26 protein-coding genes are annotated in these 25,002 nt (G+C 46.8%); 12 read left to right on the forward strand and 14 right to left on the reverse strand.

The annotated features are described in order from the left end of the window. The first annotated feature begins 71 nt into the window (after positions 1–71). The 4 genes from FIU82_RS07130 to FIU82_RS07145 all read left to right on the forward strand — a co-directional run bounded on the left by FIU82_RS07130 (position 72) and on the right by FIU82_RS07145 (position 3,715). On the forward strand, positions 72–1,280 hold the full coding sequence (locus FIU82_RS07130) for a lipoprotein-releasing ABC transporter permease subunit (protein ID WP_152440705.1): 1,209 nt from the start codon (positions 72–74) through the stop codon (positions 1,278–1,280). Beyond that, complete coding sequence (gene lolD, locus FIU82_RS07135) at positions 1,273–1,971, forward strand: lipoprotein-releasing ABC transporter ATP-binding protein LolD (protein ID WP_152440706.1); 699 nt, start codon at positions 1,273–1,275, stop codon at positions 1,969–1,971. Before FIU82_RS07130 ends, lolD begins: the two co-directional genes overlap by 8 nt. Further along, positions 1,968–3,209: a lipoprotein-releasing ABC transporter permease subunit gene (locus tag FIU82_RS07140; protein ID WP_022944158.1), complete on the forward strand. Its 1,242-nt coding sequence runs from the start codon at positions 1,968–1,970 to the stop codon at positions 3,207–3,209. Before lolD ends, FIU82_RS07140 begins: the two co-directional genes overlap by 4 nt. Positions 3,210–3,292: 83 nt before the next feature. After that, a complete protein-coding gene (locus FIU82_RS07145; protein ID WP_022944159.1) occupies positions 3,293–3,715 on the forward strand; it encodes a DUF4826 family protein in 423 nt (140 codons plus the stop codon). Here FIU82_RS07145 and FIU82_RS07150 read toward each other — a convergent pair. The 9 genes from FIU82_RS07150 to cspD all read right to left on the reverse strand — a co-directional run bounded on the left by FIU82_RS07150 (position 3,699) and on the right by cspD (position 12,481). Continuing rightward, complete coding sequence (locus FIU82_RS07150; protein ID WP_152440707.1) at positions 3,699–4,157, reverse strand: GNAT family N-acetyltransferase; 459 nt, start codon at positions 4,155–4,157, stop codon at positions 3,699–3,701. The genes FIU82_RS07145 and FIU82_RS07150 overlap by 17 nt on opposite strands. A gap of 8 nt (positions 4,158–4,165) precedes the next feature. Further along, the gene (locus FIU82_RS07155) at positions 4,166–5,308 is read right to left on the reverse strand and encodes a cupin domain-containing protein (RefSeq protein ID WP_152440708.1); all 1,143 of its coding nucleotides are present in this window, start codon (positions 5,306–5,308) and stop codon (positions 4,166–4,168) included. Positions 5,309–5,373: 65 nt separating this feature from the next. Then, positions 5,374–6,741, reverse strand: coding sequence for an adenylosuccinate lyase (gene purB / locus FIU82_RS07160; RefSeq protein WP_152440709.1), 1,368 nt, complete (start codon positions 6,739–6,741; stop codon positions 5,374–5,376). Positions 6,742–6,808: 67 nt separating this feature from the next. Beyond that, the gene (gene hflD, locus FIU82_RS07165) at positions 6,809–7,411 is read right to left on the reverse strand and encodes a high frequency lysogenization protein HflD (protein ID WP_045978760.1); all 603 of its coding nucleotides are present in this window, start codon (positions 7,409–7,411) and stop codon (positions 6,809–6,811) included. A 1-nt stretch (position 7,412) separates the two neighbouring features. Next, positions 7,413–8,513 carry a tRNA 2-thiouridine(34) synthase MnmA gene (gene mnmA, locus FIU82_RS07170; protein WP_022944164.1) on the reverse strand — a complete coding sequence of 367 codons (1,101 nt, stop codon included), beginning with the start codon at positions 8,511–8,513 and terminating at the stop codon, positions 7,413–7,415. Between the two features lie 83 nt (positions 8,514–8,596). Continuing rightward, positions 8,597–9,040, reverse strand: coding sequence for an NUDIX domain-containing protein (locus tag FIU82_RS07175; RefSeq protein WP_138547247.1), 444 nt, complete (start codon positions 9,038–9,040; stop codon positions 8,597–8,599). Continuing rightward, the gene (locus tag FIU82_RS07180; RefSeq protein WP_138547248.1) at positions 9,033–9,668 is read right to left on the reverse strand and encodes a pseudouridine synthase; all 636 of its coding nucleotides are present in this window, start codon (positions 9,666–9,668) and stop codon (positions 9,033–9,035) included. Before FIU82_RS07180 ends, FIU82_RS07175 begins: the two co-directional genes overlap by 8 nt. 64 nt (positions 9,669–9,732) lie before the next feature. Further along, on the reverse strand, positions 9,733–11,955 hold the full coding sequence (locus tag FIU82_RS07185) for an NADP-dependent isocitrate dehydrogenase (RefSeq protein WP_151172808.1): 2,223 nt from the start codon (positions 11,953–11,955) through the stop codon (positions 9,733–9,735). 304 nt (positions 11,956–12,259) lie between these two features. Further along, positions 12,260–12,481, reverse strand: a complete 222-nt coding sequence (gene cspD / locus FIU82_RS07190; RefSeq protein ID WP_022944168.1) for a cold shock domain-containing protein CspD — start codon at positions 12,479–12,481, stop codon at positions 12,260–12,262. A 200-nt stretch (positions 12,482–12,681) separates the two neighbouring features. On the opposite strand from cspD, the gene clpS reads away from it, so the two are divergent. After that, complete coding sequence (gene clpS / locus FIU82_RS07195) at positions 12,682–12,999, forward strand: ATP-dependent Clp protease adapter ClpS (protein ID WP_026110999.1); 318 nt, start codon at positions 12,682–12,684, stop codon at positions 12,997–12,999. Between the two features lie 26 nt (positions 13,000–13,025). Then, the gene (gene clpA, locus FIU82_RS07200; protein WP_045978764.1) at positions 13,026–15,293 is read left to right on the forward strand and encodes an ATP-dependent Clp protease ATP-binding subunit ClpA; all 2,268 of its coding nucleotides are present in this window, start codon (positions 13,026–13,028) and stop codon (positions 15,291–15,293) included. A gap of 68 nt (positions 15,294–15,361) precedes the next feature. Here the strand turns inward: clpA and infA are convergent, their stop codons facing one another. The 4 genes from infA to trxB all read right to left on the reverse strand — a co-directional run bounded on the left by infA (position 15,362) and on the right by trxB (position 18,072). Next, positions 15,362–15,580: a translation initiation factor IF-1 gene (infA, locus tag FIU82_RS07205; protein WP_010560183.1), complete on the reverse strand. Its 219-nt coding sequence runs from the start codon at positions 15,578–15,580 to the stop codon at positions 15,362–15,364. A gap of 97 nt (positions 15,581–15,677) precedes the next feature. Beyond that, complete coding sequence (locus tag FIU82_RS07210; RefSeq protein WP_152440710.1) at positions 15,678–16,382, reverse strand: arginyltransferase; 705 nt, start codon at positions 16,380–16,382, stop codon at positions 15,678–15,680. Continuing rightward, positions 16,348–17,091, reverse strand: coding sequence for a leucyl/phenylalanyl-tRNA--protein transferase (aat, locus tag FIU82_RS07215; protein WP_152440711.1), 744 nt, complete (start codon positions 17,089–17,091; stop codon positions 16,348–16,350). Before aat ends, FIU82_RS07210 begins: the two co-directional genes overlap by 35 nt. A 30-nt stretch (positions 17,092–17,121) precedes the next feature. Then, complete coding sequence (trxB, locus tag FIU82_RS07220; protein ID WP_045978766.1) at positions 17,122–18,072, reverse strand: thioredoxin-disulfide reductase; 951 nt, start codon at positions 18,070–18,072, stop codon at positions 17,122–17,124. Positions 18,073–18,333: 261 nt separating this feature from the next. On the opposite strand from trxB, the gene pssA reads away from it, so the two are divergent. From pssA to FIU82_RS07250, 6 genes are all read left to right on the forward strand, one after another. Beyond that, positions 18,334–19,659 carry a CDP-diacylglycerol--serine O-phosphatidyltransferase gene (pssA, locus tag FIU82_RS07225; protein WP_152440712.1) on the forward strand — a complete coding sequence of 442 codons (1,326 nt, stop codon included), beginning with the start codon at positions 18,334–18,336 and terminating at the stop codon, positions 19,657–19,659. A 611-nt stretch (positions 19,660–20,270) separates the two neighbouring features. Further along, a complete protein-coding gene (locus FIU82_RS07230) occupies positions 20,271–21,185 on the forward strand; it encodes an alpha/beta hydrolase (RefSeq protein ID WP_152440713.1) in 915 nt (304 codons plus the stop codon). Between the two features lie 69 nt (positions 21,186–21,254). Then, positions 21,255–22,190 (forward strand): alpha/beta hydrolase, encoded by a 936-nt coding sequence (locus FIU82_RS07235; protein WP_152440714.1) that lies wholly within the window; start codon positions 21,255–21,257, stop codon positions 22,188–22,190. A 68-nt stretch (positions 22,191–22,258) separates the two neighbouring features. Further along, entirely contained in the window at positions 22,259–22,894 is a 636-nt protein-coding gene (locus tag FIU82_RS07240; protein WP_152440715.1) for an SDR family oxidoreductase, read from the forward strand. A 27-nt stretch (positions 22,895–22,921) separates the two neighbouring features. After that, the gene (locus tag FIU82_RS07245) at positions 22,922–23,548 is read left to right on the forward strand and encodes a hypothetical protein (protein WP_152440716.1); all 627 of its coding nucleotides are present in this window, start codon (positions 22,922–22,924) and stop codon (positions 23,546–23,548) included. 16 nt (positions 23,549–23,564) lie between these two features. Beyond that, a complete protein-coding gene (locus FIU82_RS07250) occupies positions 23,565–24,473 on the forward strand; it encodes an AraC family transcriptional regulator (RefSeq protein ID WP_253946352.1) in 909 nt (302 codons plus the stop codon). Between the two features lie 154 nt (positions 24,474–24,627). On the opposite strand, the gene FIU82_RS07255 is transcribed toward FIU82_RS07250, so the two are convergent. Next, a complete protein-coding gene (locus FIU82_RS07255) occupies positions 24,628–24,924 on the reverse strand; it encodes a hypothetical protein (protein ID WP_152440717.1) in 297 nt (98 codons plus the stop codon). Positions 24,925–25,002: the final 78 nt, after the last annotated feature.

A 25,002-nucleotide genomic window follows, 5' to 3' on the forward strand; every position in this document is an offset into this window, starting at 1 on the left:
CGCGTTGGGATACCTATTCGCTGGCCCCTGTGTTAGCATCATCGCTTTGCAATTGGACTGTTAACCTGTTGATGTATAAGCCTGTCAGTTTATTTATTGGCCTGCGATATTCGCGACTCTCCAAAGGCAGTGCCTTTGTGTCTTTTGTGTCGTTTTTCTCCATCGCTGGTATCGCCTTAGGGATCACCGCCTTGTTTACGGTTATGTCGGTGATGGATGGCTTTGAAAACAACCTCAAACGCTCAATGTTATCGATGATCCCTCATCTGCAAATCGATATGCAGCAACGCAATGAAGCGCAGCAACAAGCACTGCAAACAAGGTTGCAGCAAATGCCTGAGGTCAAAGCTATCAACCGTTACCATCAAGCGCAGGCGATTGTGCAAAGCGGCGCCGATATCCAAGGTGTATTGCTGCAAGCTCCCTATGAAGCGCTTCCTGAGCATGTCACAGAACATGTTGAAGTAGGCGATAGTAGGCAGGTTTTTGCCCAGCGCTACACCATCGCCATTAGCCGTTACCTTGCTCGTTCTTTGCAGGTCGGCTTGGGAGACACGTTGCGTGTGACCATTCCCAGTGTCTCGACCTATACCCCCATGGGGCGTATTCCCGCACAGCGATTATTTACCATTAACGCCATCTATCGCACTGGGTCGGAGCTTGATATGCATACCTTGTTCACCTCTGGCGAATCATTGCAACGCGTGATGCGCATCCGTGAGCAAGCGCACGCGCCATTAGAAGTGATGCTCAAGGACCCTTTCTTAGTGGGTGAGGTGCTACGTAAACTCCCCATCGGCCAGCGTGAAGGCATAACCGATTGGCGGCAAAGTCAGGGAAGCCTGTTTTCAGCAGTGGCAATGGAAAAGCGTATCATGAGCCTACTGCTCGGACTGATTATATTGGTGGCGGTATTTAATATTGTTTCGTCGTTGACCATGATGGTGCGAGAAAAACAAGGTGAAGTCGCTATTTTGCAAACATTAGGGCTTAACTACCGCCAAGTGGCTCGCGTGTTTATGGTTCAGGGTATGTACAACGGTGTAGTGGGTAGCATTATCGGCGCCGTATTGGCACTGTTGGTGGTGAGCAATTTGAATACCCTTTTAGCGAGTATAGGAATCCAGCTTCTAGGGCAGCAGGAGCTGCCCGTGGTGGTATCCTCTATTAATTTATTAGCGATTGTTGCCGGAGCGATTTTTATGAGCTTTTTAGCAACGCTATACCCAGCAAAAAAAGCGGCGCAGGTCCGCCCGGCAGAGGTTCTACGATATGAGTAATGCAGTGTTACGCTGTGAAAGCCTAATCAAAACATATGCCGATGCAGCAGAAGAGTTTACTGTTTTAAAAGGCATCGATTTATCTTTAGAGCGCGGCGAAAGTGTTGCCATTGTTGGCGCCTCTGGGTCTGGAAAAAGCACTTTGTTGCATATTCTTGGCACCTTAGATGTACCAAGTAGCGGCCAATTACGTATTTGTGATACCGATGTTGCGGCGCTCAGCCGTAAGCAACAGGCCCAATTTCGTAACAAGCACCTCGGTTTTATCTATCAGTTTCATCACCTATTGATGGAGTTTACCGCACTAGAAAATGTCGCTATGCCACTGCTCATCGCTGGGGTCAACGCTAAACAAGCCCAGCAAAAGGCAGCAGCTATGCTTGAGCGCGTTGGCCTCTCACACCGCTTGAGCCATAAGCCTGCCAAGCTATCCGGCGGAGAGCGCCAACGAGTTGCTATTGCTCGGGCCATCGTTAACGAGCCTGCCTTAGTCTTGGCCGATGAGCCCACAGGTAATTTAGACAAACATAATGCCCAGCGTATTTATGAACTAATTGCTCAGTTACAACAAGATTTAGGAACCAGCTTTGTGGTGGTAACCCATGATTTGGAGTTAGCAGGGAAGTTGAGTCGCCAGGTGGAACTTGATGAAGGGGTGCTTCATGAACCTGTGGTGGGCACAGCGCAATGAATGCCCTACAGCTAAGCTACCAACTTGCGCGGCGGTTTCGTAAATCTCAGCATCACTCAGGATTTATGGGCTTTATGGCGAAAAGCTCCAGTCTTGGCATTATCCTCGGTGTGGCGGTACTGATATTAGCGCTCTCGGTGGTTAATGGGTTTCAGCAGCAGTTAGTAGAGCGGCTGCTAGCCTTGGTGCCTCATGTAGAGTATGTCGCCGCTGATACCCCTATTGATAACTGGCAAGCGAAACGCCAGCAACTGGCTGAGCAGGATGCGGTAGCCAGCGCGGCGCCTTTTGTTGCTGCCAATGCTATGGCGCAATATCGAGGTGAACTTGCCGCCGCCCAGCTTCGGGGGATTGTGCCGGAGTTTGAGAGCCAAGTATCAATCGCCGATGAGTTTATTGATGGTAAACCTTTAGCACAACTCGCAGGCAATGAGGTTATTATCGGCCAGCAGCTAGCAAAACAACTGGCGGTTAATATTGGTGATGATATCACTTTGCTAATGAGTGATGTGACGAATAAAAGCAAAGGACTGTCTGCACCGATCCGCATACAAGGTCGGGTGGTGGCCATGCTAAACAGCCATGGGCCGCTTGATAAGCAATTGATTTACCTGCCTATGTCTAGGTTGCAATCGGCTTTTTCAATGGCTGACCATCAGGTCACAGGGCTAAGAGTAACACTGCATGATGTCTTTGCCGCGCAAACTCAGGCAATGGCCATAGGCCGTACACTCAGTGATTATGTGTACGTCAATAGCTGGATAAGAACCCAAGGCAGCCTCTATGCGGACATTCAAATGGTTCGCACTATTGTGTATTTAAGTGTCTTTCTGATCATCGCGGTGGCGAGCTTTAATATCGTTTCGTCTCTATTTATGGAAGTAAAAGAAAAACAAAGCGCCATCGCTATATTGCGCACCATGGGGGCCAGTGACTTTGTGATTATGCATGCATTTTTACTGCAAGGTGTGGTGTCAGCGCTGTTCGCGATTATAGTAGGTATTGTTATCGGCGTACTGTTAGCCATGAACATCACCGAACTTTTTGCTTGGTGGAGTGCCTTTATCGGTGAGAACAAGCTAGCTGGGGTCTACTTTATCGACTTTTTACCTTCGCAAATCCATTGGCAGGATATTGTTGCTATTGCTGTGATTGCCCTTGTCATCACTGTTTTAGCCTCTATATACCCAGCTTGGCAGGCCAGTAAAGTGGACCCAGCTAAAGTACTTGGCAATTAACGGCAAAATCCGTCGTAGCTCTTGCAACACGCAGTGGTAATTCGTAAAGTGAAGCCAGCGTTAACAGATAAAAAAGTAGTAACATGTCAGAACAACAAGAACAGCAAAAAGAACAAGAAATTCGCGAATTCCAACGCCACTGTTTCCAAAGTGCGCAAAAGCACTTAGCAGAGAAGGGCATTATGCCTAAATCGGTTGTCGACAAAGACAGTCGATTCCTCGCCCCTTTGTGTGCAGTGTGGAAATTTAGAGCGCAAAACGGCAAAACCTATTGGGTGATCACAGGGCGCTTGCCTGCTGATCATGTTGAGGTTACAGCAGCGACCAACGCACGTGAGGCAATGCGCTATTTCTCGTTGCAGTGGCAAATGCAAGCTGAGCAGCTACTCAATAGCCAAAACTTAGATAAAACCCAACACGACTTTGCACAACTGCTAATCAAGCGCGCTCACGGCTTGTATGAGCTGTGTGACAAAGACGCGTTATGGGTTAATGAACCATCGTAAAAGGGCTTGAGTCACATTGTGAAATGGGGCATTGCAGGCGTTGCCTTGGAATGCCCGCCTCCATAAACACGCACCCACACGGCGAGAACCCCTTGTTCTTAAAGCGCTCTACTTCATCGAGTAAGCAGTTAATGCATATCGACTCTAAGCCATTGCTGGCCGCGTTGCTCAGTATGAAAGTGAGCATTTGCGAGTAAATGCCTCGATTTCGATGGGGCGGTAGCACAGCTATTCGGCCAAGTAAGCCATCTTTACATAGCCGCGCAGTGGCAACGGGTTCGCCGTTATCTGCATAGGCAATAAAGTGTAGGGCGGTTGTATCGCGGCCATCAAACTCGATGGCCTTTGGTATATTCAGCTCACACACAAAAACCCTTTCGCGAATTTGCCTTATTGGGTTGTCTTGTGATCCCCAGTCGACTTGGTGGATCTGATAGGACATATACCCTCCTATTCACTGTACCAGTATCCCTCATTGATCAGTGTAGACAAGGTTTGTCGAAAAAGTAAACAATTTAACGCAGGCTCAAGTACAGATGTGCAGATGCTTTGCTGATCACACAAGGCTCGTATAACGCCAAGATGCTCAATTGGTAGGGAAAAGCTGTGTCCCTCGACAAATAATATCACCGCGTTATCGCGAGTAATGTATAGGGCTCGTAAGCCTCCTGCCTTGTATAAATGCGGATAATCGCTCACATAGTCGCAAATAGTATCTGCGCACATGGCGGGTTCAACAGGGAGTAAGTCTTTGTCGTGTTTAGGTTGGCTCAACGTTTCGCCAATAAAGCGCAAAAACACCTTATCATCATCGATTACCTGATGCATTAGCGCACGTAGGGTGTCGAGCTCGTGTGTATGAAGCTGGCCTTGGCTGCTACGAATTGCCAGTTCTGGGTCGCCATAGCGATGTTGACCGAGGTCGTGATCGATAAGGTGATCGGCAAAGGCACTCATTAAATCAACTTGGTTGGGAGCGCGAAAGCCCACCGAGTAGTTCAGTGAGGGGGCCACAGCATAGCCTTCGTGCGGTGCATTCGGGGGAATATAGAGAATATCGCCAGGCTCTAGTTGCACATCAATAACGGCTTCAAAGGGGTCGACTTGTAATAATCCCTTATTAGCACTGAATTGACGTAGGTTCTTATTGACCTCGCCAACGCGCCAATGGCGTTGACCTTGCCCTTGAATAATGAACACATCATACTGGTCCAAGTGGGGGCCAACGCCGCCGCCTGGGGTAGAGTAACTAACCATTAAATCATCAATACGCCAGTTCGGGATAAATCGAAATGGTTCCAGCAATTGACTTGTCTCAGGATGCCAATGGTCCACCGCCTGCACCAGCAAGGTTGAGTCAGACTCGCCAAGGGCGCTAAAGTCTTCAAAAGGACCATTTAGACATTGCCAACTGCCATCATTGGTGACAATCCGTGATTCAATCCCTTCTTCCATAGCAAGCCCGGCAAGCTCTTCGGGCGAAAGTGGATCATTGAAATCAGTAAAGCCCGCTTTTATCAGCAGGGGCTTCTTTTGCCAATAGTGTTGCAAAAACTGTTCTTTAGTCAGCTCATTGATTGTTAAGCTATACATAGTTTCTCCCAATAAAAAAGCGAAAGGGCAGCCCTTTCGCTTTTATGTTATCACTGTCGATGGACTTATAGGTTATCTACAAATTCAACGGCACGGCCAATATAATTTGCCGGTGTTAATTCTTTTAATTGCGCTTTGATTTGCTCGGGTAACGCTAGGGTGTCGATAAACTCGGCCATAGCGGCTTGGTCTACACGTTTACCTCGAGTCAGCTCTTTAAGCTTTTCATACGGTTTTTCAATGCCGTATTTACGCATTACGGTTTGAATCGGCTCAGCAAGTAGCTCCCAGTTTTGGTCAAGCTCAGCTAATAGGCGCTCTTCGTTCACTTCTAGCTTGCTTACACCTTTTAACGTCGCTTGGTAGGCAATCAAGGTATAACCCATGCCTACACCTAAGTTACGTAATACGGTTGAGTCGGTGAGGTCACGCTGCCAACGAGAAATTGGTAGTTTTTGCGCTAGGTGGGCGAAAATAGCGTTGGCGATGCCAAGGTTACCTTCGGAGTTTTCAAAATCAATCGGGTTCACTTTATGCGGCATGGTTGATGAGCCAATCTCGCCGGCAATGGTCTTTTGCTTAAAGTGGTTTAGAGCAATATAACCCCACACATCACGGTCAAAGTCGATGATAATGGTGTTGAAGCGGGCAACGGCATCAAACAGCTCGGCAATATAGTCATGCGGTTCGATTTGTGTTGTAAAGGCATTCCAGCTTAGGCCCAGGCTTGTAACAAAACGCTCGGCGTGGCGGTGCCAATCGTAATCAGGGTAAGCACTTAAGTGAGCGTTATAGTTACCGACTGCGCCATTGATCTTGCCAAGCAATTCAATGCTCGCAACCTGATCACGTTGGCGTTTTAAGCGCATATAAACATTGGCAAACTCTTTACCCATGGTCGAAGGCGAAGCAGGCTGACCGTGAGTACGGGTCATCATCGCCACCGATTTGTACTCAACCGCTTTGGCTTTAATAGCCTCAAGCAGTTGATCCATGTAAGGGAGTAATACGCTATCACGGGCTTCGCGCAGCATTAAACCATGAGATAGGTTGTTAATGTCTTCCGAGGTGCAGGCGAAGTGGATAAATTCGTTGATGGCGTTAAGCTCAGCGTTATCAGCCACTTTTTCTTTTAGTAAATATTCAACGGCTTTAACATCATGGTTGGTGGTGCGCTCGATATCTTTGACACGCTGTGCGTCTTGCTCGTTGAAATTGGCTACAATGCCATCGAGGAGTGCATTGGCTTCGCTACTTAAAGCCGGAACTTCAGTGATCTGCTCGGCAGCAGCAAGAGCTTGTAACCAACGTACTTCTACCTGTACGCGGTATTTGATCAGGCCGTATTCACTAAAAATGCTACGTAATTCGCTGGTCTTGCTACCGTAGCGCCCATCTACCGGAGAGATCGCGGTTAACGCTGAAAGCTCCATATTAACTCCTAAGTTTTACGTTTGAACGATAATGTCTATGTGTACGCCACCGGGGCGGCGCTGGGGTTTAAAGTTGTTCTTTGGCCAATGCCAACATCTTGCGCTTGGCAAAAATAAAATGCCGCCGTTTTCCGCCTAACTGGCGCCATAACACCGCCGCGCGAATACCGGCTAATAGCAGGGCGCGAATACGGTTTTGGATGCTGCTTTGTTTGAGTAGTTGAGGCTGACCAAATACTTGAATACGTTGCCCAAGGGGGCTTATTACCGTCGCATAAGTCTCGGCAAAAGCGGCAATAATGGACTCATCCATTAGCTCTAAATGAGTCAGCTTATTTTTAGTGGTTTGAATTTCACTACCCAACTTATTCAACGCCTCGGGCTTGGAGGCTAAGATACGCTCGAGCTGAATTAAGCCACCGACATATTTTACGAGTTCGACGTTTTTCTCGGTGCCGGCACTTAGCTGCGCCACCAGGGCGCGATAGCCGCTGTATAGCTCGCGACGAGAGCCGTATACATCTTCGACGTTATCCGGGTCGGTAACTACCAGCGAATTGAGCAGGGGTTCGATATCACTTTGCTGGGCTTGGCCATACTTAGCGAGCTTTTGTACTTGAATGGCCACTTGGCACATAGCGGCTAGGGCCATGATCTGATTGGCATTCATATTATTTAATCACCGAGTCGATAATGCCGCCACCTAGGCACACATCTCCATCATAAAAGACCGCCGATTGACCGGGTGTTACCGCTTTTTGCGGCTCATCAAAAAGCACGCGTGCGACGCCGTCTTCACCAGCGACCACAGTGCAGGGGATATCTTGTTGGCGATAGCGGGTTTTTACCGTAAGTCGGCATGTGCCCTTAGGCCCGATGCGATCAACCCAATGCAGTTGATTGGCGTTTAAGCCGTTGCTAAATAGCCGTGGATGATTTTTGCCTTGGCCAACGATAAGCACGTTGCGCTCAATGTCTTTATCAACCACATACCAAGGCTCACCTGAACCTTCTTTTAAACCGCCTATATGCAAACCTTTACGCTGTCCTAGAGTGTGATACATCAACCCTTCATGCTCGCCGACAACTTCACCTTCGGTATCTTCAATGTTACCGGGTTGGGCGGGCAAGTAACGCTGTAGAAAGTCTTTAAATTTGCGCTCGCCGATGAAGCAAATACCAGTGCTGTCTTTTTTATCGTGGGTGACTAGGCCTTGTTGCTCAGCGATAGCACGCACTTGTGGCTTGGGAATATCACCGACCGGGAAGAGGGTTTGCGCGATATGTTCATGACTCAAAGTATACAAAAAGTAGCTTTGGTCTTTATTGTCGTCTTCGCCGCGCAGCATAACAAACTTATCACCGCGTTGCTCACGGCGCACATAGTGACCTGTGGCTATATAGTCGGCGCCTAAGGCTTCTGCAGCAAATTCTAAAAAGGCTTTAAATTTGATTTCTTTATTGCACATGATATCTGGGTTCGGGGTACGTCCTGCCTTGTATTCGGCTAAGAAGTACTCAAACACGTTATCCCAGTATTCGGCAGCGAAGTTGACCGTATGCAGCTCAATTCCCAGCTTTTCACATACCATTTCCGCATCTTTTAAATCTTCGGCGGCGGCACAATATTCGTCATTGTCGTCTTCTTCCCAGTTTTTCATAAACAAGCCTTCCACTTGGTAGCCTTGCTCTTTTAACAGGTATGCTGAGACGGAGGAATCTACACCGCCGGACATGCCGACGATGACTTTTATTTGGCTGTTATCGGTCATAAAAACTGAAAATAACTATCACGTTGCTACTAAGGCGCGGATTATACCACGCTTACATAAGGGCTTGAAGTACTGCTGCGCGCTTAGTCTTGACAATGACGCAGATATTCTAAGGGTAAAATAGGGCGGTTTTGGGCGTCATCAATGCATGTTAACACGATGCTCGAACGCAATGGCTGCTCCTTGATTTGCGCTATGTTCAGCCAGTGGCAGGCAATAATATCGCTATCTTGGGGAGCGGTTTCACTTGCTTCATCGAGCTCAGTAAAAAAGCAAAATCGCAAATAATGGGTGCCATTGCGCGCTTGTAAACTGTAAATACCCACTAGGCCTTGCGGCGCGAGGTTGAGCCCTGTTTCTTCCAATAACTCGCGCTGCGCTGCTGCTATTAAGCTTTCGTTCGCTTCCAAATGGCCGGCTGGCTGATTCAATACACGCTGGCCGGTGCTTTTATCGCGCTCTTCTACCAGTAAATAGCGCTCTGCGCTCTTTACGACTATGGCGACCGTGACATTTGGCTTATGCATAAGGGTGCAGTTCCTGATACTGGCCGGGTTGTAACTCACCCAATTGATACTCACCTATGCTGGCTCTTACCAACCTAAGGGTGGGGTGGCCCACATGGGCGGTCATGCGCCTTACTTGGCGGTTACGCCCTTCACTGATAGCAATTTGCAGCCAGGTAGTGGGCACACTTTTGCGCTCACGAATAGGCGGGTTACGAGGCCAAAGGTGAGGTGGCTCGGCAATCACACTTACCTTGGCAGGGCGGGTCAGACCATCTTTTAATTCGACCCCGGTTCGTAGTGCCTCGAGCGCTTCTTTACTGACTGCGCCTTCGACTTGGGCCCAATAGGTTTTAAAGGTGTTTTTTTTCGGATTAGCCAGTTGATGTTGTAACTTACCGCAGTTAGTAAGCAGTAGCAGGCCTTCAGAGTCTCTATCTAGGCGACCAGCGGCATACACATGTTTAATTGGAACAAAATCCGCCAGGGTTTGCCGTTTTTCAGCGTCGGTGAATTGGCTAAGCACATCGAAAGGCTTATTAAACAGCACGACTTTTACTTGCTCTTTCGGCAACGGGGGCTTGCTGGCTTTTTTCGGGCGCGTGCGCGCATGCCCGCTTGCGCTTTTAAATCCACGTGGTTGTTTCATCAATGTTAGTTTTTCCAATAAAAAAGGCACCCATTACGGGTGCCTTCCAATGCATTAATGGCGATTACTTAAGTTTAGCTAGAATCGCGTTAAATGTCTCGCTTGGACGCATCGCGCCGAAGGCAAGTTGTTCATTTGGCTGGTAATAACCACCAATGTCCATGGCTTTACCTTGGGCACCGTTAAGCTCATCCATAATCTTCTGCTCGTTGCTACGCAACTCACCTGCAATTTCTGTGAAACGTGCTTTTAGATCAGCATCGTCATCTTGAGCTGCAAGCGCTTCGGCCCAGAACAGCGTTAGGTAGAAGTGGCTACCACGGTTATCGATTTCACCTACTTTACGAGACGGTGATTTGTTTTCATCTAAGAACTTCGCTGTTGCTGCATCTAACGTATCGGCGAGCACTTGTGCCTTGGCATTGTCAAAGCGGCCGCTTAGGTGCTCGTATGATGCTGCCAGCGCAAGGAATTCACCTAAAGAATCCCAACGTAAGTGGTTTTCTTTTTGGAATTGCTGCACGTGCTTAGGTGCACTACCGCCGGCGCCAGTTTCAAACAGGCCACCACCATTCATTAATGGAACGATAGACAGCATTTTAGCACTGGTTCCCAACTCTAGAATCGGGAATAGGTCAGTTAGGTAGTCACGCAATACGTTACCGGTAACGGAAATGGTGTCTTTACCGTCTTTGATACGCTCTAATGAGAACTGCGTTGCCGCGACTGGGTCCATGATACGAATATCTAGGCCGTCAGTATCGTGCTGAGGTAAATAGGTGTTCACCTTTTTGATTAGCTCGGCGTCATGGGCGCGGTTTTCATTCAACCAGAATACCGCAGGGGTGTTCGACGCGCGTGAACGGTTCACTGCTAATTTAACCCAGTCTTGGATAGGCGCGTCTTTAACCTGACACATACGCCAAATATCACCGGCTTCAACATCGTGCTCGATTAAGGTGTGACCGTTCGCATCGACAACGCGTACTTTACCGGCTGATTTGATCTCAAACGTTTTGTCGTGTGAGCCATACTCTTCCGCTTTTTGCGCCATCAAGCCGACGTTAGGCACGCTGCCCATGGTGCTTGGGTCAAATGCGCCGTGCTTTTTACAAAACTCAACGGTTGCATCGTATACGCCAGAGTAGCTGCGATCTGGGATAACAAACGCAGCATCTTGCAACTGGCCATCGGCGTTCCACATTTGCCCTGATGAACGAATAGCGGCTGGCATTGACGCGTCAATGATCACATCGCTAGGTACATGTAAGTTGGTGATACCTCGGTCTGAGTCAACCATGGCTACGCGTGGGCGCTTGTCATACACGGCCATAATGTCCGCTTCGATTTCTTTGCGCTTGGCTTCATCAAGGTTTTCGATACGTGCATACACATCGCCAATACCGTTTTTGACGTCTACGCCCAGCTCATCAAAGAGCTCGCCGTGCTTGTCGAAAACGTCTTTGTAGAACACCTTGACCGCGTGGCCGAAGATAATTGGGTCAGACACTTTCATCATAGTGGCTTTCATGTGCAGCGAGAACAACACGCCTTGCTCTTTCGCGGCATCAATTTGCTCGCCAATAAAGGCCTGTAATTTTGCTGCGCTCATGCGTGAGCCATCAATAATTTCGCCATCAAGTAATTTTACTTCTGGCTTTAATACGGTGGTGTTACCTGCACCGTCAACATGTTCAATACGCACGCTAGTGGCTTTATCAACGGTCACTGACTGCTCAGAGCCGAAGAAATCGCCGTCTTGCATTGACGCGACACGTGACTGTGAATCTTTGCTCCATGCGCCCATTGAATGTGGGTTTTTGCGAGCGTACGCTTTTACAGAAGAAGGCGCACGACGATCTGAGTTACCTTCACGTAATACAGGGTTTACCGCACTGCCTTTTACTTTGTCATAACGTGCTTTAACGTCTTGTTCTTGCTCGTTCTTTGGCTCATCTGGGTAATCTGGAAGGGCATAACCCTGCGCTTGTAACTCTTTAATAGCCGCTTTCAGCTGTGGAATTGAGGCACTGATGTTAGGCAGTTTGATAATGTTTGCTTCAGGTGTTTTTGCCAACTCACCTAATTCGGCAAGTGCATCGCCAATGCGCTGATCTTCGTTTAGGAAATCGGGGAATAGCGCAATGATGCGCCCGGCTAGCGAGATATCACGGGTTTCTACCTCAACGCCCGCAGCTTTGGAATAGGCTTCAATAACAGGTAGGAGTGAGTAGGTAGCCAGGGCTGGCGCCTCATCAGTTTTTGTATAAATGATTTTCGAGGTCATTTTGTGTCCTAATTTATCGTTGTATCGTATCGACCGCTTTTAAAGTCTAGTTTAGCGCGGCCAACTCGTGCTGTTACTGTATGGCAGTGTAACAAGCTAAACAGAAAAGCTCCATTCACCTAGACGTTAGGGCGATTAGAAAAAATTCAAGTAATGTTTACACAAATGAACGAATTTTACGGTAAATAAAAATGAGGGAGGGGTCAGGGGGAAAATCAAAGCGAGCCGAAATACTGCAAAGCCCGCTCTTCGATGTACTGTTTGATGTCTGCGTACGCTTCAAAAGCACTTAGGTCTTTCCGCATTAAAGCGGTTCAGAGCCATCAGTTGGTGCAATATTGGTTGCGTGCAGGCCTTTAGGCCCTTGTTGCAGTTCAAAGGTAACATCTTGGCCAGCTTTCAGTGTTTTATATCCGTCCATCTGAATAGTGGAATAGTGGGCAAAGATATCTTCTTCGCTGCCATCTTCCTGGATAAAACCGAACCCTTTGGCGTTGTTGAACCATTTGACTTTTCCACAAGCCATACTTCTACATCCTTCTATAAGTTGACTAATTTAGTTAATCTAAACCTGATAGTTTGTTAGACTGGCGAATGAATAGCCAGTCCACGTTTGACTGTAGTTTATTTGGTCATTCAGTCAAGTTTTTTGTGCATTTTTTTAACAGTTTATTTATTTTTGATTTCAGGTTTGCTTGAGATCTAGAGACAAGACTATATTTAGATATGAGTGGAATGAAAGATTCAGGTGTTGTAGAGCGTAGTCGTGAAGAGCAAAAGCAAAAGCTGCAGCCACCGCGTAAGTTTAAGGTAATCTTAAATAACGACGACTACACGCCCATGGACTTCGTTATTGAAGTATTAGTAACGTTTTTCAATATGGATAGCGAAAGAGCAACAGACGTGATGCTCAAGGTCCATCACGAGGGTAAAGCGGTTTGCGGTATCTACCCTGCAGATATTGCCCATACCAAAACAGAGCAGGTTAACCGCTACGCCCGTGACCATGAGCATCCACTGCTTTGCAGTTGTGAGCAGGAATAAAAGTTTGAAAGTTTTGGGGGTTGCCAATGCTAAATAAAGATCTAGAGATTACCTTGAACAACGCGTTCAAAGAAGCCCGCACACGCCGCCATGAGTTTATGACGGTGGAGCATTTGCTGCTGGCATTACTAGATAATCCATCCGCGAATGAAGCCCTCATTGCCTGCGGTGTTGACTTGAGTTTGTTGCGTAACGAATTGTCTGAGTTTATTGATGAAACAACGCCGGTCATCTCAGATCTTGAACAAGAACGGGAAACCCAGCCAACACTTGGTTTTCAGCGCGTTTTACAGCGTGCCGTGTTTCATGTGCAGTCGTCCGGGAAAAGTGAAGTCACAGGCGTAAACGTGCTGGTTGCTATCTTCTCTGAACAAGAGAGCCAAGCCGTTTACTTATTGAAGAAAAACGACGTTAATCGCCTCGATGTAGTGAACTTTATCTCCCACGGCATTTCGCGCATGGATGACGAGGGTGAAGAACTCGGTGATCATGAAGAAATTCACGAGGAAATGGGTGGTGAAGCGTCGGAAGAGCAAAATATTCTCGACAAATATACCACTAACCTCAACGTGCAGGCAGAAAAAGGGCAGGTAGACCCGCTGATCGGTCGCGATCAAGAAGTGGAGCGTACCGTTCAAGTGTTGTGTCGGCGCAAAAAGAATAACCCGTTGTTGGTCGGCGAAGCGGGCGTGGGTAAAACAGCCATAGCCGAAGGGTTGGCATATCGTATTATTCACAATGAAGTCCCTGAAGTTATCGCCGATGGCGTGGTTTACTCCCTTGATATGGGTGCCTTGCTTGCTGGTACTAAGTACCGGGGTGATTTTGAAAAACGTTTAAAGAGTTTGCTCAAACAGCTTCAAAAAGAACCTGGGGCCATTCTCTTTATTGATGAAATCCACACCATTATTGGCGCTGGCGCAGCCTCGGGCGGCGTTATGGATGCATCGAATTTAATTAAGCCATTGCTTTCAAGTGGCGAGCTTCGCTGCATGGGGTCGACGACCTATAACGAGTTTAAGAACATTTTTGAAAAAGACCGCGCTTTAGTGCGTCGTTTCCAGAAAATAGATGTGAGCGAGCCAAGCGTTGAAGACACTGCAAAGATTCTTAATGGTCTGAAAGAACGTTATGAAGAGCACCACGGCATACGCTACACGCAAAAGGCACTGCGTGCGGCAGCAGAGCTAAGTGCAAAATATATCAATGAGCGTCATTTGCCTGATAAAGCCATTGATGTCATTGATGAAGCGGGGGCAAATCAACGCTTGCAGCCTGTATCTAAGCGCAAGAAAACCATTAATGTTGCCGATATTGAGCAAATTATCGCTAAGATAGCGCGCATTCCGCAGCAAAGTGTGTCTTCAAGCGACAAAGAAGTGCTTAAAAACCTCGACCGCAACCTCAAAATGTTGGTGTTCGGCCAAGATCAGTCAATTGAGGCTTTATCTTCGGCGATACGTTTGTCGCGCTCGGGTCTTGCCAATGAAGATAAGCCGGTGGGCTCATTCTTATTTGCCGGTCCAACGGGCGTGGGTAAAACAGAAGTGACTAAACAGTTGGCCACGTGTTTAGGTATTGAATTTATCCGCTTTGATATGTCTGAGTATATGGAGCGCCATGCCGTAAGTCGCTTGATAGGCGCACCGCCTGGGTATGTTGGTTACGAGCAAGGAGGGCTGTTGACTGATGCGGTGATCAAGCAGCCACATGCCGTTGTGCTACTCGATGAAATCGAAAAAGCACACAGTGATATTTACAACATCCTGTTGCAGGTTATGGATCACGGCACACTAACCGATAACAACGGCCGTAAGGCGGACTTCCGTAATGTTATTTTAGTGATGACCACCAATGCTGGTGTGCAAGAAACGGTGAAAAATTCCATTGGTTTTGCTACGCAAGACTCATCGCATGATGCGTTAGCGGAAATCAACAAGGTATTTACGCCAGAGTTTAGAAACCGTTTGGATAATATCATTTGGTTCAACCACCTTGATACCGAGGTGATCTTGCAAGTGGTTGATAAATTCTTGGTAGAGCTGCAAGCACAGCTTGATAAGAAATCAGTCAACCTTGAACTGACCGACGAAGCACGTACTTGGTTGGCACATAAAGGCTATGACAAAGCTATGGGTGCACGGCCAATGGCGCGAGTGATACAGGAGCAAGTTAAGAAACCATTGGCTAACGAAATATTATTTGGTCAGCTCGTTGATGGCGGTGATGTGAAAGTGGATGTCAAAAACGATAAACTGGAATTTAACTACTCTGAAGAGCTTAGCCCCGCCTAATGTGCGTGGCACTTAGCAAAAAGCCCAGCACTTGCTGGGCTTTTTGCTAAACTGGCTTCGCTGGCAAATTAGCGCGCGCGGAAAACGATGCGGCCTTTGCTTAAGTCGTAAGGCGTAAGTTCCACAGTTACTTTATCACCAGTCAAAATACGAATGTAGTTTTTACGCATTTTACCGGAAATATGCGCCACAACTACGTGGCCGTTTTCTAGTTCTACACGGAACATAGTATTAGGTAGGGTATCAAGTACCGTCCCTTGCATTTCAATTACGTCTTCTTTCGCCATATCTAGCGTAACACCTCTGTGATAGTTAAACGCATGCGATTGTGCCGAAAAGCAACGAATAAGTAAAGCCAAGGCACTGAATTTGTCGAATTTGTGCTCATTCGACAGCAATCCACGCATCTGCATGCAATCTTTGCGCTGGTCGGTACTGCAATTTATAGCGCATCTTGCGACAATCATCGATTTGATATCCCAAATAGACGAAGTCTTTTGCCAGCTTCTGGGCATGCTCTATCTGTTTAAGGATCATCACGCTTCCCAAGCTAAGCGCCTCATAGTCAGGGTCAAAAAAAGTATAAATCGCAGACAAGGAGTTGGGCATAACATCGGTAACGGCAACGCCAATCAAGCGCTCTTGATGCCAAAGCTCAATAAAAGCGATGTTCATCCACTTGCACAGTAAGAAACTTTCAAACTGACTGCGCTCAGCGGGATACATACTGCCATCACTGTGGCGCTCATTAATATAGCGTTCGTACAGCGGGTAGTATTCAGGACGCTCAAAGTGACTCACATGCACGGCAAACTCTTTGACTTTATTAAGCTTACGCTTTTGCGAACGTGAAGGTGTGAACTCACTGGCTAATATGCGCACCGATTCACAGGCCGTGCAACTGGGGCAATGGGGTCGATATATTTGTTCACCACTACGGCGAAAGCCATGTTGCAAGAGCGCTTCAAACCCTTGCGGGGTATAACATAAGGGATCAAGAATAACCAACAGCTGTTCTTCTTGTTCATCAAGATAACTACAAGGAAAACGTTGGCTAAGGCCTATTTTTATGGGAAGGTGTTGCGCCATAAGGAGACTCTAGTTGTCGTGCTCGCCAAAAAGACAAATCAATGGGATATTGATTACTCTCTTTAAGTCTAGCTAAAAAATCCTCTCTGGGTAGGGGAGTTGCCCCCAACTGCGCCAAATAGGGGTTCATCATTTGGCAGTCGATAAAATCTCCACCATGTTGCTTGAGCAATTCCACCAGCGCCCACATTGCTAATTTGGAGCAGTCCCGTTGGCGAAAAAACATCGACTCACCGCAAAACACGCGTGACAGCATAATGCCATAAAGTCCGCCAACCAAACGGGGCCCTTGCCATACTTCAACGCTATGGGCTAGGTTTTGATGATGAGCTTGGATATATGCGTGCTCCATCGCATCGGTGATCCAAGTACCTTCTTGCGCTATGCGCTGTACTTTGCACTGATGGATAACCTCAGCAAAACACTGATTCACGCTTACGCTGATAGCAAGTTTGCGTGCGCTTTTACGCAGGCTACGACTAACGTGGAAATCATCAAGCTCGATGACGGCGCGCTCGCTAGGAGACCACCACATAAGAGGTTCACCTTCACTATACCAAGGAAAAATACCTTGGCGATACGCATCGCTTAAGCGTGAAGGGCTAAGGCAACCACCAATAGCAAGGAGGCCATCAGGGTTCTCTAGCGCAGTATTCGGGTGTGGGAAGCCTTCGTCAATGCTACCCAAGTGGTGTAAATATTGAGTCATAGAATAATGGGGCCGCAGCCCCATCAATACTTATTTTAAGTTATCTAGGTAACGCTCGGCATCGAGCGCCGCCATACAGCCTGTACCAGCAGAGGTAATTGCTTGGCGGTAAATGTGGTCAGACACGTCACCGGCAGCAAAAACACCTTCCACACTGGTTTGTGTAGCATTGCCATTTAGGCCTGATTCAACAACTAAATAACCGTCTTTCATTTCTAACTGGCCTTGGAACATATCGGTGTTCGGCTTATGGCCAATCGCAATAAACACGCCCATTACATCAAGCTCTTCGGTGGCGTCAGAATTGGCATCTTTAATACGCACACCTGTTACGCCCATGTCGTCACCTAAAACTTCATCAAGTGTACGATTCCAATGGATAGTTACGTTGCCATTTTCAGCCTTTTCTAATAATCGATCAGAAAGGATTTTCTCACTTCTAAAGCTATCACGGCGGTGAATTACGTGAACTTCAGAGGCGATGTTAGACAAATACAGCGCTTCCTCAACAGCGGTGTTACCGCCACCAACAACAGCCACTTTTTGGTTCTTGTAGAAGAATCCGTCACAGGTCGCACACGCAGACACGCCACGGCCTTGGAAGGCCGTTTCTGAATCAAGGCCAAGGTATTTAGCTGATGCACCGGTGGCGATGATCAGCGCATCGGCTGTGTACGTGCCGCTGTCACCTTTGAGTTCGAACGGACGAACCTGGGTATTCACCTCATTGATGTGATCGAACACAATTTCAGTTTCAAAGCGCTCAGCATGCTCTTTCATACGCTCCATTAAAGCCGGACCCGTTAAACCGTGGGCATCACCAGGCCAGTTTTCAACTTCAGTGGTCGTGGTTAACTGGCCGCCTTGTTGAATACCAGTAACCAGCACAGGGTTAAGGTTAGCACGGGCGGCATAGACGGCTGCGGTGTATCCCGCTGGGCCGGAGCCAAGAATAAGTAATTTACAGTGTTTGGCGCTCATACAACTTTCCAATTAATTCATGTGAACATAGTTATGCGGGTGATTCTAAGAAAAACAATCCATAAGTAAACAATTTTGCAAACATAACTCAGCGCTAAAACCGCAGGATGTCAAAAAATCTGTACTTGTGCGTTATTACAGCAAATAACGAATAACAAACCGTTATTTCATGACCTGTGATATTTTTTTTGCTATGTTCTAGAGCAATTATAAACTCGCCCCGAGGGTGCGCCCCCGGCGACGCAGAAAAATAAGGGCCTCATGTATTTTTGGCAACATCAAGCGGGCTATGCGCTCGAACAACAAGACATTGATATTTTACTTGATGCAAAAAGCTACCGGCAGCGGCTGCTTGAGCTGATTGCCTCGGCTAAACACCGTATTTATATCACCGCTTTGTACCTTCAAGATGATGAAGCGGGTCGGGAAATTCTTGATGCATTGCATGACGCATCGCGCCAAAACCCAGAGTTGGAAGTAAAAGTACTGGTCGATTTTCATCGTGCTCAGCGTGGGCTCATTGGTGCCGACAAAAGCGAGGGCAATGCGGCTTTGTATTACCAGCGCTTACAGCAAAGCGGCTCCAACGTGCAAGTATATGGCGTGCCAGTAAAAGCTAAGGAATTGTTTGGGGTGCTGCATCTAAAAGGCTTCGTCATCGACGACACCTTGCTGTACAGCGGAGCGAGCCTAAATAACGTTTATCTACACTATTTCGAGCGCTACCGCTTAGACCGGTATTTTGTTATCAAGCAAGCACAATTAAGTGACGCCTTTGTTGAGTTTGTAGAGCAGACCTTAATCGCCTCAGACGCCGTGCCGCGCTTAGACAAACGGCCAATTCCAGCCTTTGTCGATATTAAAGCCGAGCACAAGCAATTAGTAAGGGCGCTGAAAAAAGCAAGTTACCGCCAGAGCAGCCAAGACAGCCATGCTTCCTTAACCGTACGCCCCTTTATTGGGCTTGGGCGGCGCAACAACAAACTTAATCGTTTAATCAAGCAACTGTTTGATATCACCGATAATGAGCTTGTGCTATATACTCCTTACTTTAATTTCCCAACGCCGCTGTTAAGAGCGCTACGAAGGCTTTTACGTCAAGGTAAGCAAGTCACCATTGTTGTCGGTGATAAAACCGCCAATGATTTTTACATCCCTCCGCCTGAGCGCTTTTCGAAAGTAGGGGCTCTGCCTTATTTATACGAAACCATTTTGGCCAAGTTCCTAAAAAACCAAAAGCGCTTTATCGAAGCGGGTAATCTTAATGTGTACCTGTGGAAACATGACAGCAACTCGTTTCACCTCAAGGGTATATGCAGCGACAAGCGTTACCACTTATTAAGTGGTCATAACCTTAATCCTCGAGCTTGGGGTCTGGATATCGAAAACGGTATTTTTATTGATGACAAAGACGGACAAATGGTTGCAGCGATTGAGCAAGAGAAGCAGGCGATTATGCAACATTGTACCCGCCTAAACAGCTATAAAGAGCTGGAGAAAATGGCTGACTACCCAGAGCCAGTGCAAAAGATTCTTGGCCAAGCTAAGCGCGTCAAAGTGGACTTTGTTGTAAAACGGTTCATTTAACGCCATATCGCAGCATTCACCTTTATAAAGCGACTCATAACGGGTCGCTTTTTTGTTTGCGTAATCGTTGTTTTCACCCGTTTATTGTGACCCAAGTGTGGGGGAAGAATAGGGAGGTTATACCGATTTAGTATTTGGTGCGACGGTCGATTCAGTGCCAAAACCAGGTTTTCAGGTGCAACTCGTTTTTGCCCCATTATAAGTTAACTCAAACGCTCTAAGGGCGGCTTTGAGCTGAGAAGAACGGACAATTACTCTCCTTGTATACTAAGCATATCTTATAAACTCGTTTGGGCCTCACACTCAGTTCAATAAATCAAAATGTGAACTCTCAACAAAATAATGGGTTACCCGATGCCCACACAGGGTATTCCCTCATTGGGTTCTTGATTGTAGGTTGGCATTAAGCAGAGCGGGCCGACTAATCAAGCGTTCAAATCGTCAAATACGAGTATTGCTTACCATTTTTGACAATTAACTCGTCATTTTAGGCAAGTATCGTTGAGTGCTGGTACCTATACTTAATATCAATGAAGGGCGCTAAGCAAGTTGCTCGCTAGCAGAGAGTACTCTGAGCCCTAATTCAATTAACCCGAAGAGGACACACTGTCATGACTAACGTTACTTTCCCGAACACAAATGGTTTAGACATCACAATTGCAGGACTACTTAACCTGCCAGCAGGTTTTGATGAATCAAAAACATACCCAGCGGTTGTAGTTTCTCACCCAGGTGGTGGTGTAAAAGAACAAACTGCGGGCACTTATGCGCGCAAACTTGCTGAGCAAGGGTTTATTGCCGTTGCGTACGACGCTTCTTACCAAGGTGAAAGTACAGGTGAGCCTCGCCAACTTGAAAACCCACATGTTCGTACGGAAGATGTAAGCGCAGTAATCGATTACCTTATAACCTTACCTTATGTCGACAACGACCGTATTGGTGCTATGGGTATTTGTGCTGGTGCAGGTTACACAGCGAATGCCGCAATTAATGATCGTCGTATTAAGGCTGTAGGCACGGTGAGTATGGTTAATATTGGCCAGATGTTCCGAAACGGTTGGGACAACAGTGTTAAAGACAGCGATGCAATTCCTTACATTCAGGCAGGCTCTGACTCACGTACATCTGATGCCAGTGGCAACCCAATCGCGACTATTCCTATGGCTCCGCTCAAAGAAGAAGATGCGCCAAACGAAGAGTTACGCCAAGCATGGGAGTATTACCACACAGACCGTGCGGCATACTGCACAGCACCGGGTTTTGCCACTGCTCGCAGCTTAAACCAAATCATCACCTACGATGCATTTTTCAAAGCAGAAGCCTTCTTCACTCAACCTCTGCTAACCGTAGTGGGCAGTGATGCTGGCAGTAAATGGATGAGTGATGACCTAATGGCGCGTGCTGCAACGACCGATAAATCTATGCACATTGTAGAGGGTGCAAACCACATGGATTTATACGATGGTGAGAGCGAAATCACCGAAGCCATCGGTGTGTTAGCACCATTCTTTGAGCGTACTCTGTAACTAGACACGCTCGTATGAGCCCAGCCCCTGACTGGGCTCATACCCTTATTTTGCATTTAGGAGAGTTTCATGAACACTCAATCGGTAAATATTCAAAATCACGATATGGCGTGGGCTATTTCGGCATTGATTCTAACGCCAGAAGGCTTCGATGGTTCCAAAGCATACCCGACCATAGTGAGCGTTCACCCATTTGGTAGCTGTAAAGAGCAAACCTCTAGCAGTGTGTATGGCAAAGCATTAGCGGAAGCGGGCTATGTGGTAATTGCCTATGATGCGAGTTTTCAGGGTCAATCTGGCGGCACACCGCGCTATATTGAAGACCCTTCACAACGTGTTGAAGACATCAGCCGTGTTATTGATTACGCAGTGACTCTGCCTTATGTAGACAACAATCGCATAGGCTCAATTGGCGTTTGTGGCGGTGGTGGCTATGTATTTAATTCAGCGCTCACCGAGAAACGCGTTAAAGCAGTGGTAGGTATCACTCCTGTTAACTTAGGTCGTTTATTCAGAGAAGCGTTCTCTGAGTTCAACCCTATTGGTGCACTTGAAGCAATGGCAGCACAACGCACAGCCGAAGCACTCGGTGGCGAATTACAGGTGAATGAGCTTTTACCACCAAGTGTCGAATTTGCCAAAGAGAATGGTTTAACCGAGCGAGACGTCTTTGAAGCGACCGACTACTATAAAACGCCTCGGGGTCAATCAGAGGGTGGCGCAACACGCATGTTGTTTTCACACGCGCAAAAGACATTAAGTTGGGATGCATTCGCGTTTGCTGAAATACTCATGACCCAGCCGATGATGGCGGTTGTTGGACAAGATGTGGGGGCATTTGGCGCTTATCGTGATGGTAAAGAAATGTACGGTAAGTCATTTGCGTCAAAAGACAGGCAGCTCGTAGAGCTAGAAAACTGGTCACACTATGACTTGTACGATAACCCTGAGCCGGTCGGTCTTGCTATGGAGCGTATTTTACCTTTCTTAGCACAACATCTGTAGCCCAAAATGCAGAGCGGTTTTGCGCACAGCGTGACCGCCACTGCAGCATATTGTAAAGAGAATGAGCGATGGAAAATGTTGTAATTTTAGGCGCCAGCGGGCAAATCGCCTCTTGGGTAGTGGTTATGCTGGCCAATATAGATGATATCCGAATGCGTTTAGTGGTGCGCGATGCCAGTAAATTACAAGGTGAACTCCCTAATAATGCGGATGTTGTGACTGCGGATGTTCTTAATCAATCGCAATTAGAAGCCGCTTTGGCAGGCGCTGATATTGTCTATGCGAATCTTTTCGGCGACATGGCTGCGATGGCAAAAAGCGTTGTAGGCGCGATGGAGAAATTACATATTTCTCGGCTAATTTTTGTCAACTCGTTGGGCATTTACAATGAATTACCAGGAGAATTTGGTAAGTGGAATGACCGTGAAATAGGTCAATACTTAGGAACGTATCGCGAAGCTGCAGATATCATTGAGTCTTCGAAATTAGATTACTCCATCTTAAGAGCCGCGTGGTTAACCGATAACGACGAAGTTGATTTTGAAACCACAGAGCGAAATGAAGTATTTAAAGGCACCGAGGTGTCGAGAAAGAGTGTGGCAACGTTAATCACTGACATCATTTTGCAGCCGGACACCTATTCAAAAAGAAATATCGGTGTTAACAAGCCTAACACCGATGGCGACAAGCCAGCCTTTATGTAATGATTTTCTCAAACGGGAGTGACGCTGATGATTAAGTGGTTGATGATACTGTTGGCTCTTGCTGTAGTAACTGTATTGGTCGTTTTATTTGCTGTCACTCGTGTTGAGAACGCCCAGTATGAAAACAACAAATCACGGTTAAATTCGTCGCCAAAGGCTGCAAATCAAAAAACGAAGGTCGCGGTGGTCGTCTTTTCTCGTTCAGGAAATACGGGAGTCGTAGCGCAACATATAGCTGATAAATACCAAGGCGATATTTACGAGATATTTGACTCAGGTTATGAGTTAGGCGTACCGGGATTGATAAGCGCGCTCAGTGACGCAAGAAGCGATATCGCGACTATTACGCCTAACCACATCGATCTTAAGCAATACGATACCATCTTTTTGGGGTCGCCAATTTGGCTGTACAGCCCAGCGCCACCGATATGGCAATTTGCTAAAGACCATCAATTCAACGATAAAAAGGTGGTCTTATTCAACACCTTTAATAGTAAGTTTGAGCAATATTTTATCGATGACTTTGAACAGTTAGTAAGGTCCAATGGTGCAACGGCATTTAGCCACAGATACGTGAAGCGCGGGCGCATGGGGTCGCAGATAACAACCGAAGAATTACTTGAGCAATTTGATGCTCAGCTTGATAGTTTATAAGTTCAGTAAGTAGAGAATGAGTATGGTCGAAAACAATCATTTAGACTTGGTGAAGCCATTGGCGCAAAAGGTCTCCTTATTTAGCAAAAAGCCCGGCGATCATAAAAGTCTTATCCCTGAGCTAACCATGCACATTAGGAATACGCCAACAGAGCCTTTGCACTGCATTTATACTCTGAGTCTTGCCGTGATATTGCAAGGTGCCAAAATCCTATCCATTGAAGATAAAGTGCTGCCATGTTCAGCAGGACAAAGTATGTTGACCACCTTCGATTTGCCTTTGGTATCACATGTTTCAGAAGCGAACCGCCACCAACCCTTTGTAGCGATGTTGCTAAAGCTAGATTACAACATGATTTTGCGTACTGCGGCGGAACTAAATTTCCCCAAGCAAACGAGTTCTACAATTTTTGAGCCTTTGTCTATACATAATGTAGATTCAGGTCTGGTTGACGCCCTTAACCGGTTGTTTGAGCTCGAATATAACGATGCTCTTAGAGACAGTTTATTGCCTCTGATTGAGAAAGAGGTTGTTATTCGCTTATTGCAGGGGCCTCACGGCCCACACTTAAGAAAGTTGGCTTTAGAAGGTTCACCCAGTAGTCATATAGTGAGAGTGATCAGTTGGTTGAAGCAGAATTTCATGAGACCAATACATATTGATCAACTGGCTGAACAAGCTCACATGAGTGCTTCTTCGTTTAGACAACACTTTAAGAGCATAACGGGTACAAGTCCGCTCCAGTATCTAAAAACCCTGCGGCTACAAGAAGCCAGGGACCAAATGTTTATAAATGGTCTTGATGCCAACCAAGCGAGTGGTGTAGTGGGGTATGAAAGCCCTTCACAGTTTTCGCGAGAGTACAGCCGCCTCTTTGGTTTACCACCGCAAAAAGATGTACAGCGACTAAAACAACAAGTTTAAATTAGCAAGTCGGCACCATCTGGTGCCGGTTGTTGCCTATTGCTCGAGGCCACTAAATAGCGTTCTTGAGATGGTAACAGTCATCAAATTCAACTTGCCCAATTCTACAAAGCAACGTTCGGCTAATGTATTTCTGCCCCAAAACGGACTGTCACTATCTAGCTAATCTAGGGAGGGCTTTTCTAATTCCTGCCAAGATGTTGCTCCAACCAATACGTTTTTTCCAAAGCTTTCCGTCGACTAAAACTTTATAACAATCGATTCTATCAGTTTTATACAGCTCAAGTTTATGAGTAATGGGTTCACCACTATCGTAATCGGTGATTTCGATTATTCTTCTTAGTTCAGGAATGTTTTGTGGCTCTACAAAGCTTTCTTGTTCTATAGCAAATTTTCGATTAGTGTATGATTTACGATAATTTTTTGAAGCTTTATTAGTTTGTCTATACATAGGTAATCTCCTACCTTACAAGGTAGCATACCTTGCAAGGTCTCACTAATAAGCTGTTACACCCCCCAATAAATTGAG

Origin of the sequence: Pseudoalteromonas sp. THAF3, assembly GCF_009363775.1 — a bacterium.
Classification (GTDB): Bacteria; Pseudomonadota; Gammaproteobacteria; order Enterobacterales; family Alteromonadaceae; genus Pseudoalteromonas; species Pseudoalteromonas ruthenica.

Coding starts and splice junctions, on each gene's coding strand:
- FIU82_RS07255 (WP_152440717.1), bottom strand. CDS start 24,924: ATGTATAGACAAACTAATAAAGCTTCAAAAAATTATCGTAAATCATAC.
- FIU82_RS07240 (WP_152440715.1), top strand. CDS start 22,259: ATGGAAAATGTTGTAATTTTAGGCGCCAGCGGGCAAATCGCCTCTTGG.
- FIU82_RS07130 (WP_152440705.1), top strand. CDS start 72: ATGTATAAGCCTGTCAGTTTATTTATTGGCCTGCGATATTCGCGACTC.
- cspD (WP_022944168.1), bottom strand. CDS start 12,481: ATGGCTTGTGGAAAAGTCAAATGGTTCAACAACGCCAAAGGGTTCGGT.
- purB (WP_152440709.1), bottom strand. CDS start 6,741: ATGGAGCTTTCAGCGTTAACCGCGATCTCTCCGGTAGATGGGCGCTAC.
- FIU82_RS07180 (WP_138547248.1), bottom strand. CDS start 9,668: ATGAAACAACCACGTGGATTTAAAAGCGCAAGCGGGCATGCGCGCACG.
- clpS (WP_026110999.1), top strand. CDS start 12,682: ATGAGTGGAATGAAAGATTCAGGTGTTGTAGAGCGTAGTCGTGAAGAG.
- trxB (WP_045978766.1), bottom strand. CDS start 18,072: ATGAGCGCCAAACACTGTAAATTACTTATTCTTGGCTCCGGCCCAGCG.
- FIU82_RS07185 (WP_151172808.1), bottom strand. CDS start 11,955: ATGACCTCGAAAATCATTTATACAAAAACTGATGAGGCGCCAGCCCTG.
- clpA (WP_045978764.1), top strand. CDS start 13,026: ATGCTAAATAAAGATCTAGAGATTACCTTGAACAACGCGTTCAAAGAA.
- hflD (WP_045978760.1), bottom strand. CDS start 7,411: ATGAATGCCAATCAGATCATGGCCCTAGCCGCTATGTGCCAAGTGGCC.
- FIU82_RS07145 (WP_022944159.1), top strand. CDS start 3,293: ATGTCAGAACAACAAGAACAGCAAAAAGAACAAGAAATTCGCGAATTC.
- FIU82_RS07235 (WP_152440714.1), top strand. CDS start 21,255: ATGAACACTCAATCGGTAAATATTCAAAATCACGATATGGCGTGGGCT.
- FIU82_RS07230 (WP_152440713.1), top strand. CDS start 20,271: ATGACTAACGTTACTTTCCCGAACACAAATGGTTTAGACATCACAATT.
- FIU82_RS07155 (WP_152440708.1), bottom strand. CDS start 5,308: ATGTATAGCTTAACAATCAATGAGCTGACTAAAGAACAGTTTTTGCAA.
- FIU82_RS07210 (WP_152440710.1), bottom strand. CDS start 16,382: ATGGCGCAACACCTTCCCATAAAAATAGGCCTTAGCCAACGTTTTCCT.
- aat (WP_152440711.1), bottom strand. CDS start 17,091: ATGACTCAATATTTACACCACTTGGGTAGCATTGACGAAGGCTTCCCA.
- FIU82_RS07245 (WP_152440716.1), top strand. CDS start 22,922: ATGATTAAGTGGTTGATGATACTGTTGGCTCTTGCTGTAGTAACTGTA.
- FIU82_RS07175 (WP_138547247.1), bottom strand. CDS start 9,040: ATGCATAAGCCAAATGTCACGGTCGCCATAGTCGTAAAGAGCGCAGAG.
- lolD (WP_152440706.1), top strand. CDS start 1,273: ATGAGTAATGCAGTGTTACGCTGTGAAAGCCTAATCAAAACATATGCC.
- FIU82_RS07150 (WP_152440707.1), bottom strand. CDS start 4,157: ATGTCCTATCAGATCCACCAAGTCGACTGGGGATCACAAGACAACCCA.
- pssA (WP_152440712.1), top strand. CDS start 18,334: ATGTATTTTTGGCAACATCAAGCGGGCTATGCGCTCGAACAACAAGAC.
- mnmA (WP_022944164.1), bottom strand. CDS start 8,513: ATGACCGATAACAGCCAAATAAAAGTCATCGTCGGCATGTCCGGCGGT.
- FIU82_RS07250 (WP_253946352.1), top strand. CDS start 23,565: ATGAGTATGGTCGAAAACAATCATTTAGACTTGGTGAAGCCATTGGCG.
- infA (WP_010560183.1), bottom strand. CDS start 15,580: ATGGCGAAAGAAGACGTAATTGAAATGCAAGGGACGGTACTTGATACC.
- FIU82_RS07140 (WP_022944158.1), top strand. CDS start 1,968: ATGAATGCCCTACAGCTAAGCTACCAACTTGCGCGGCGGTTTCGTAAA.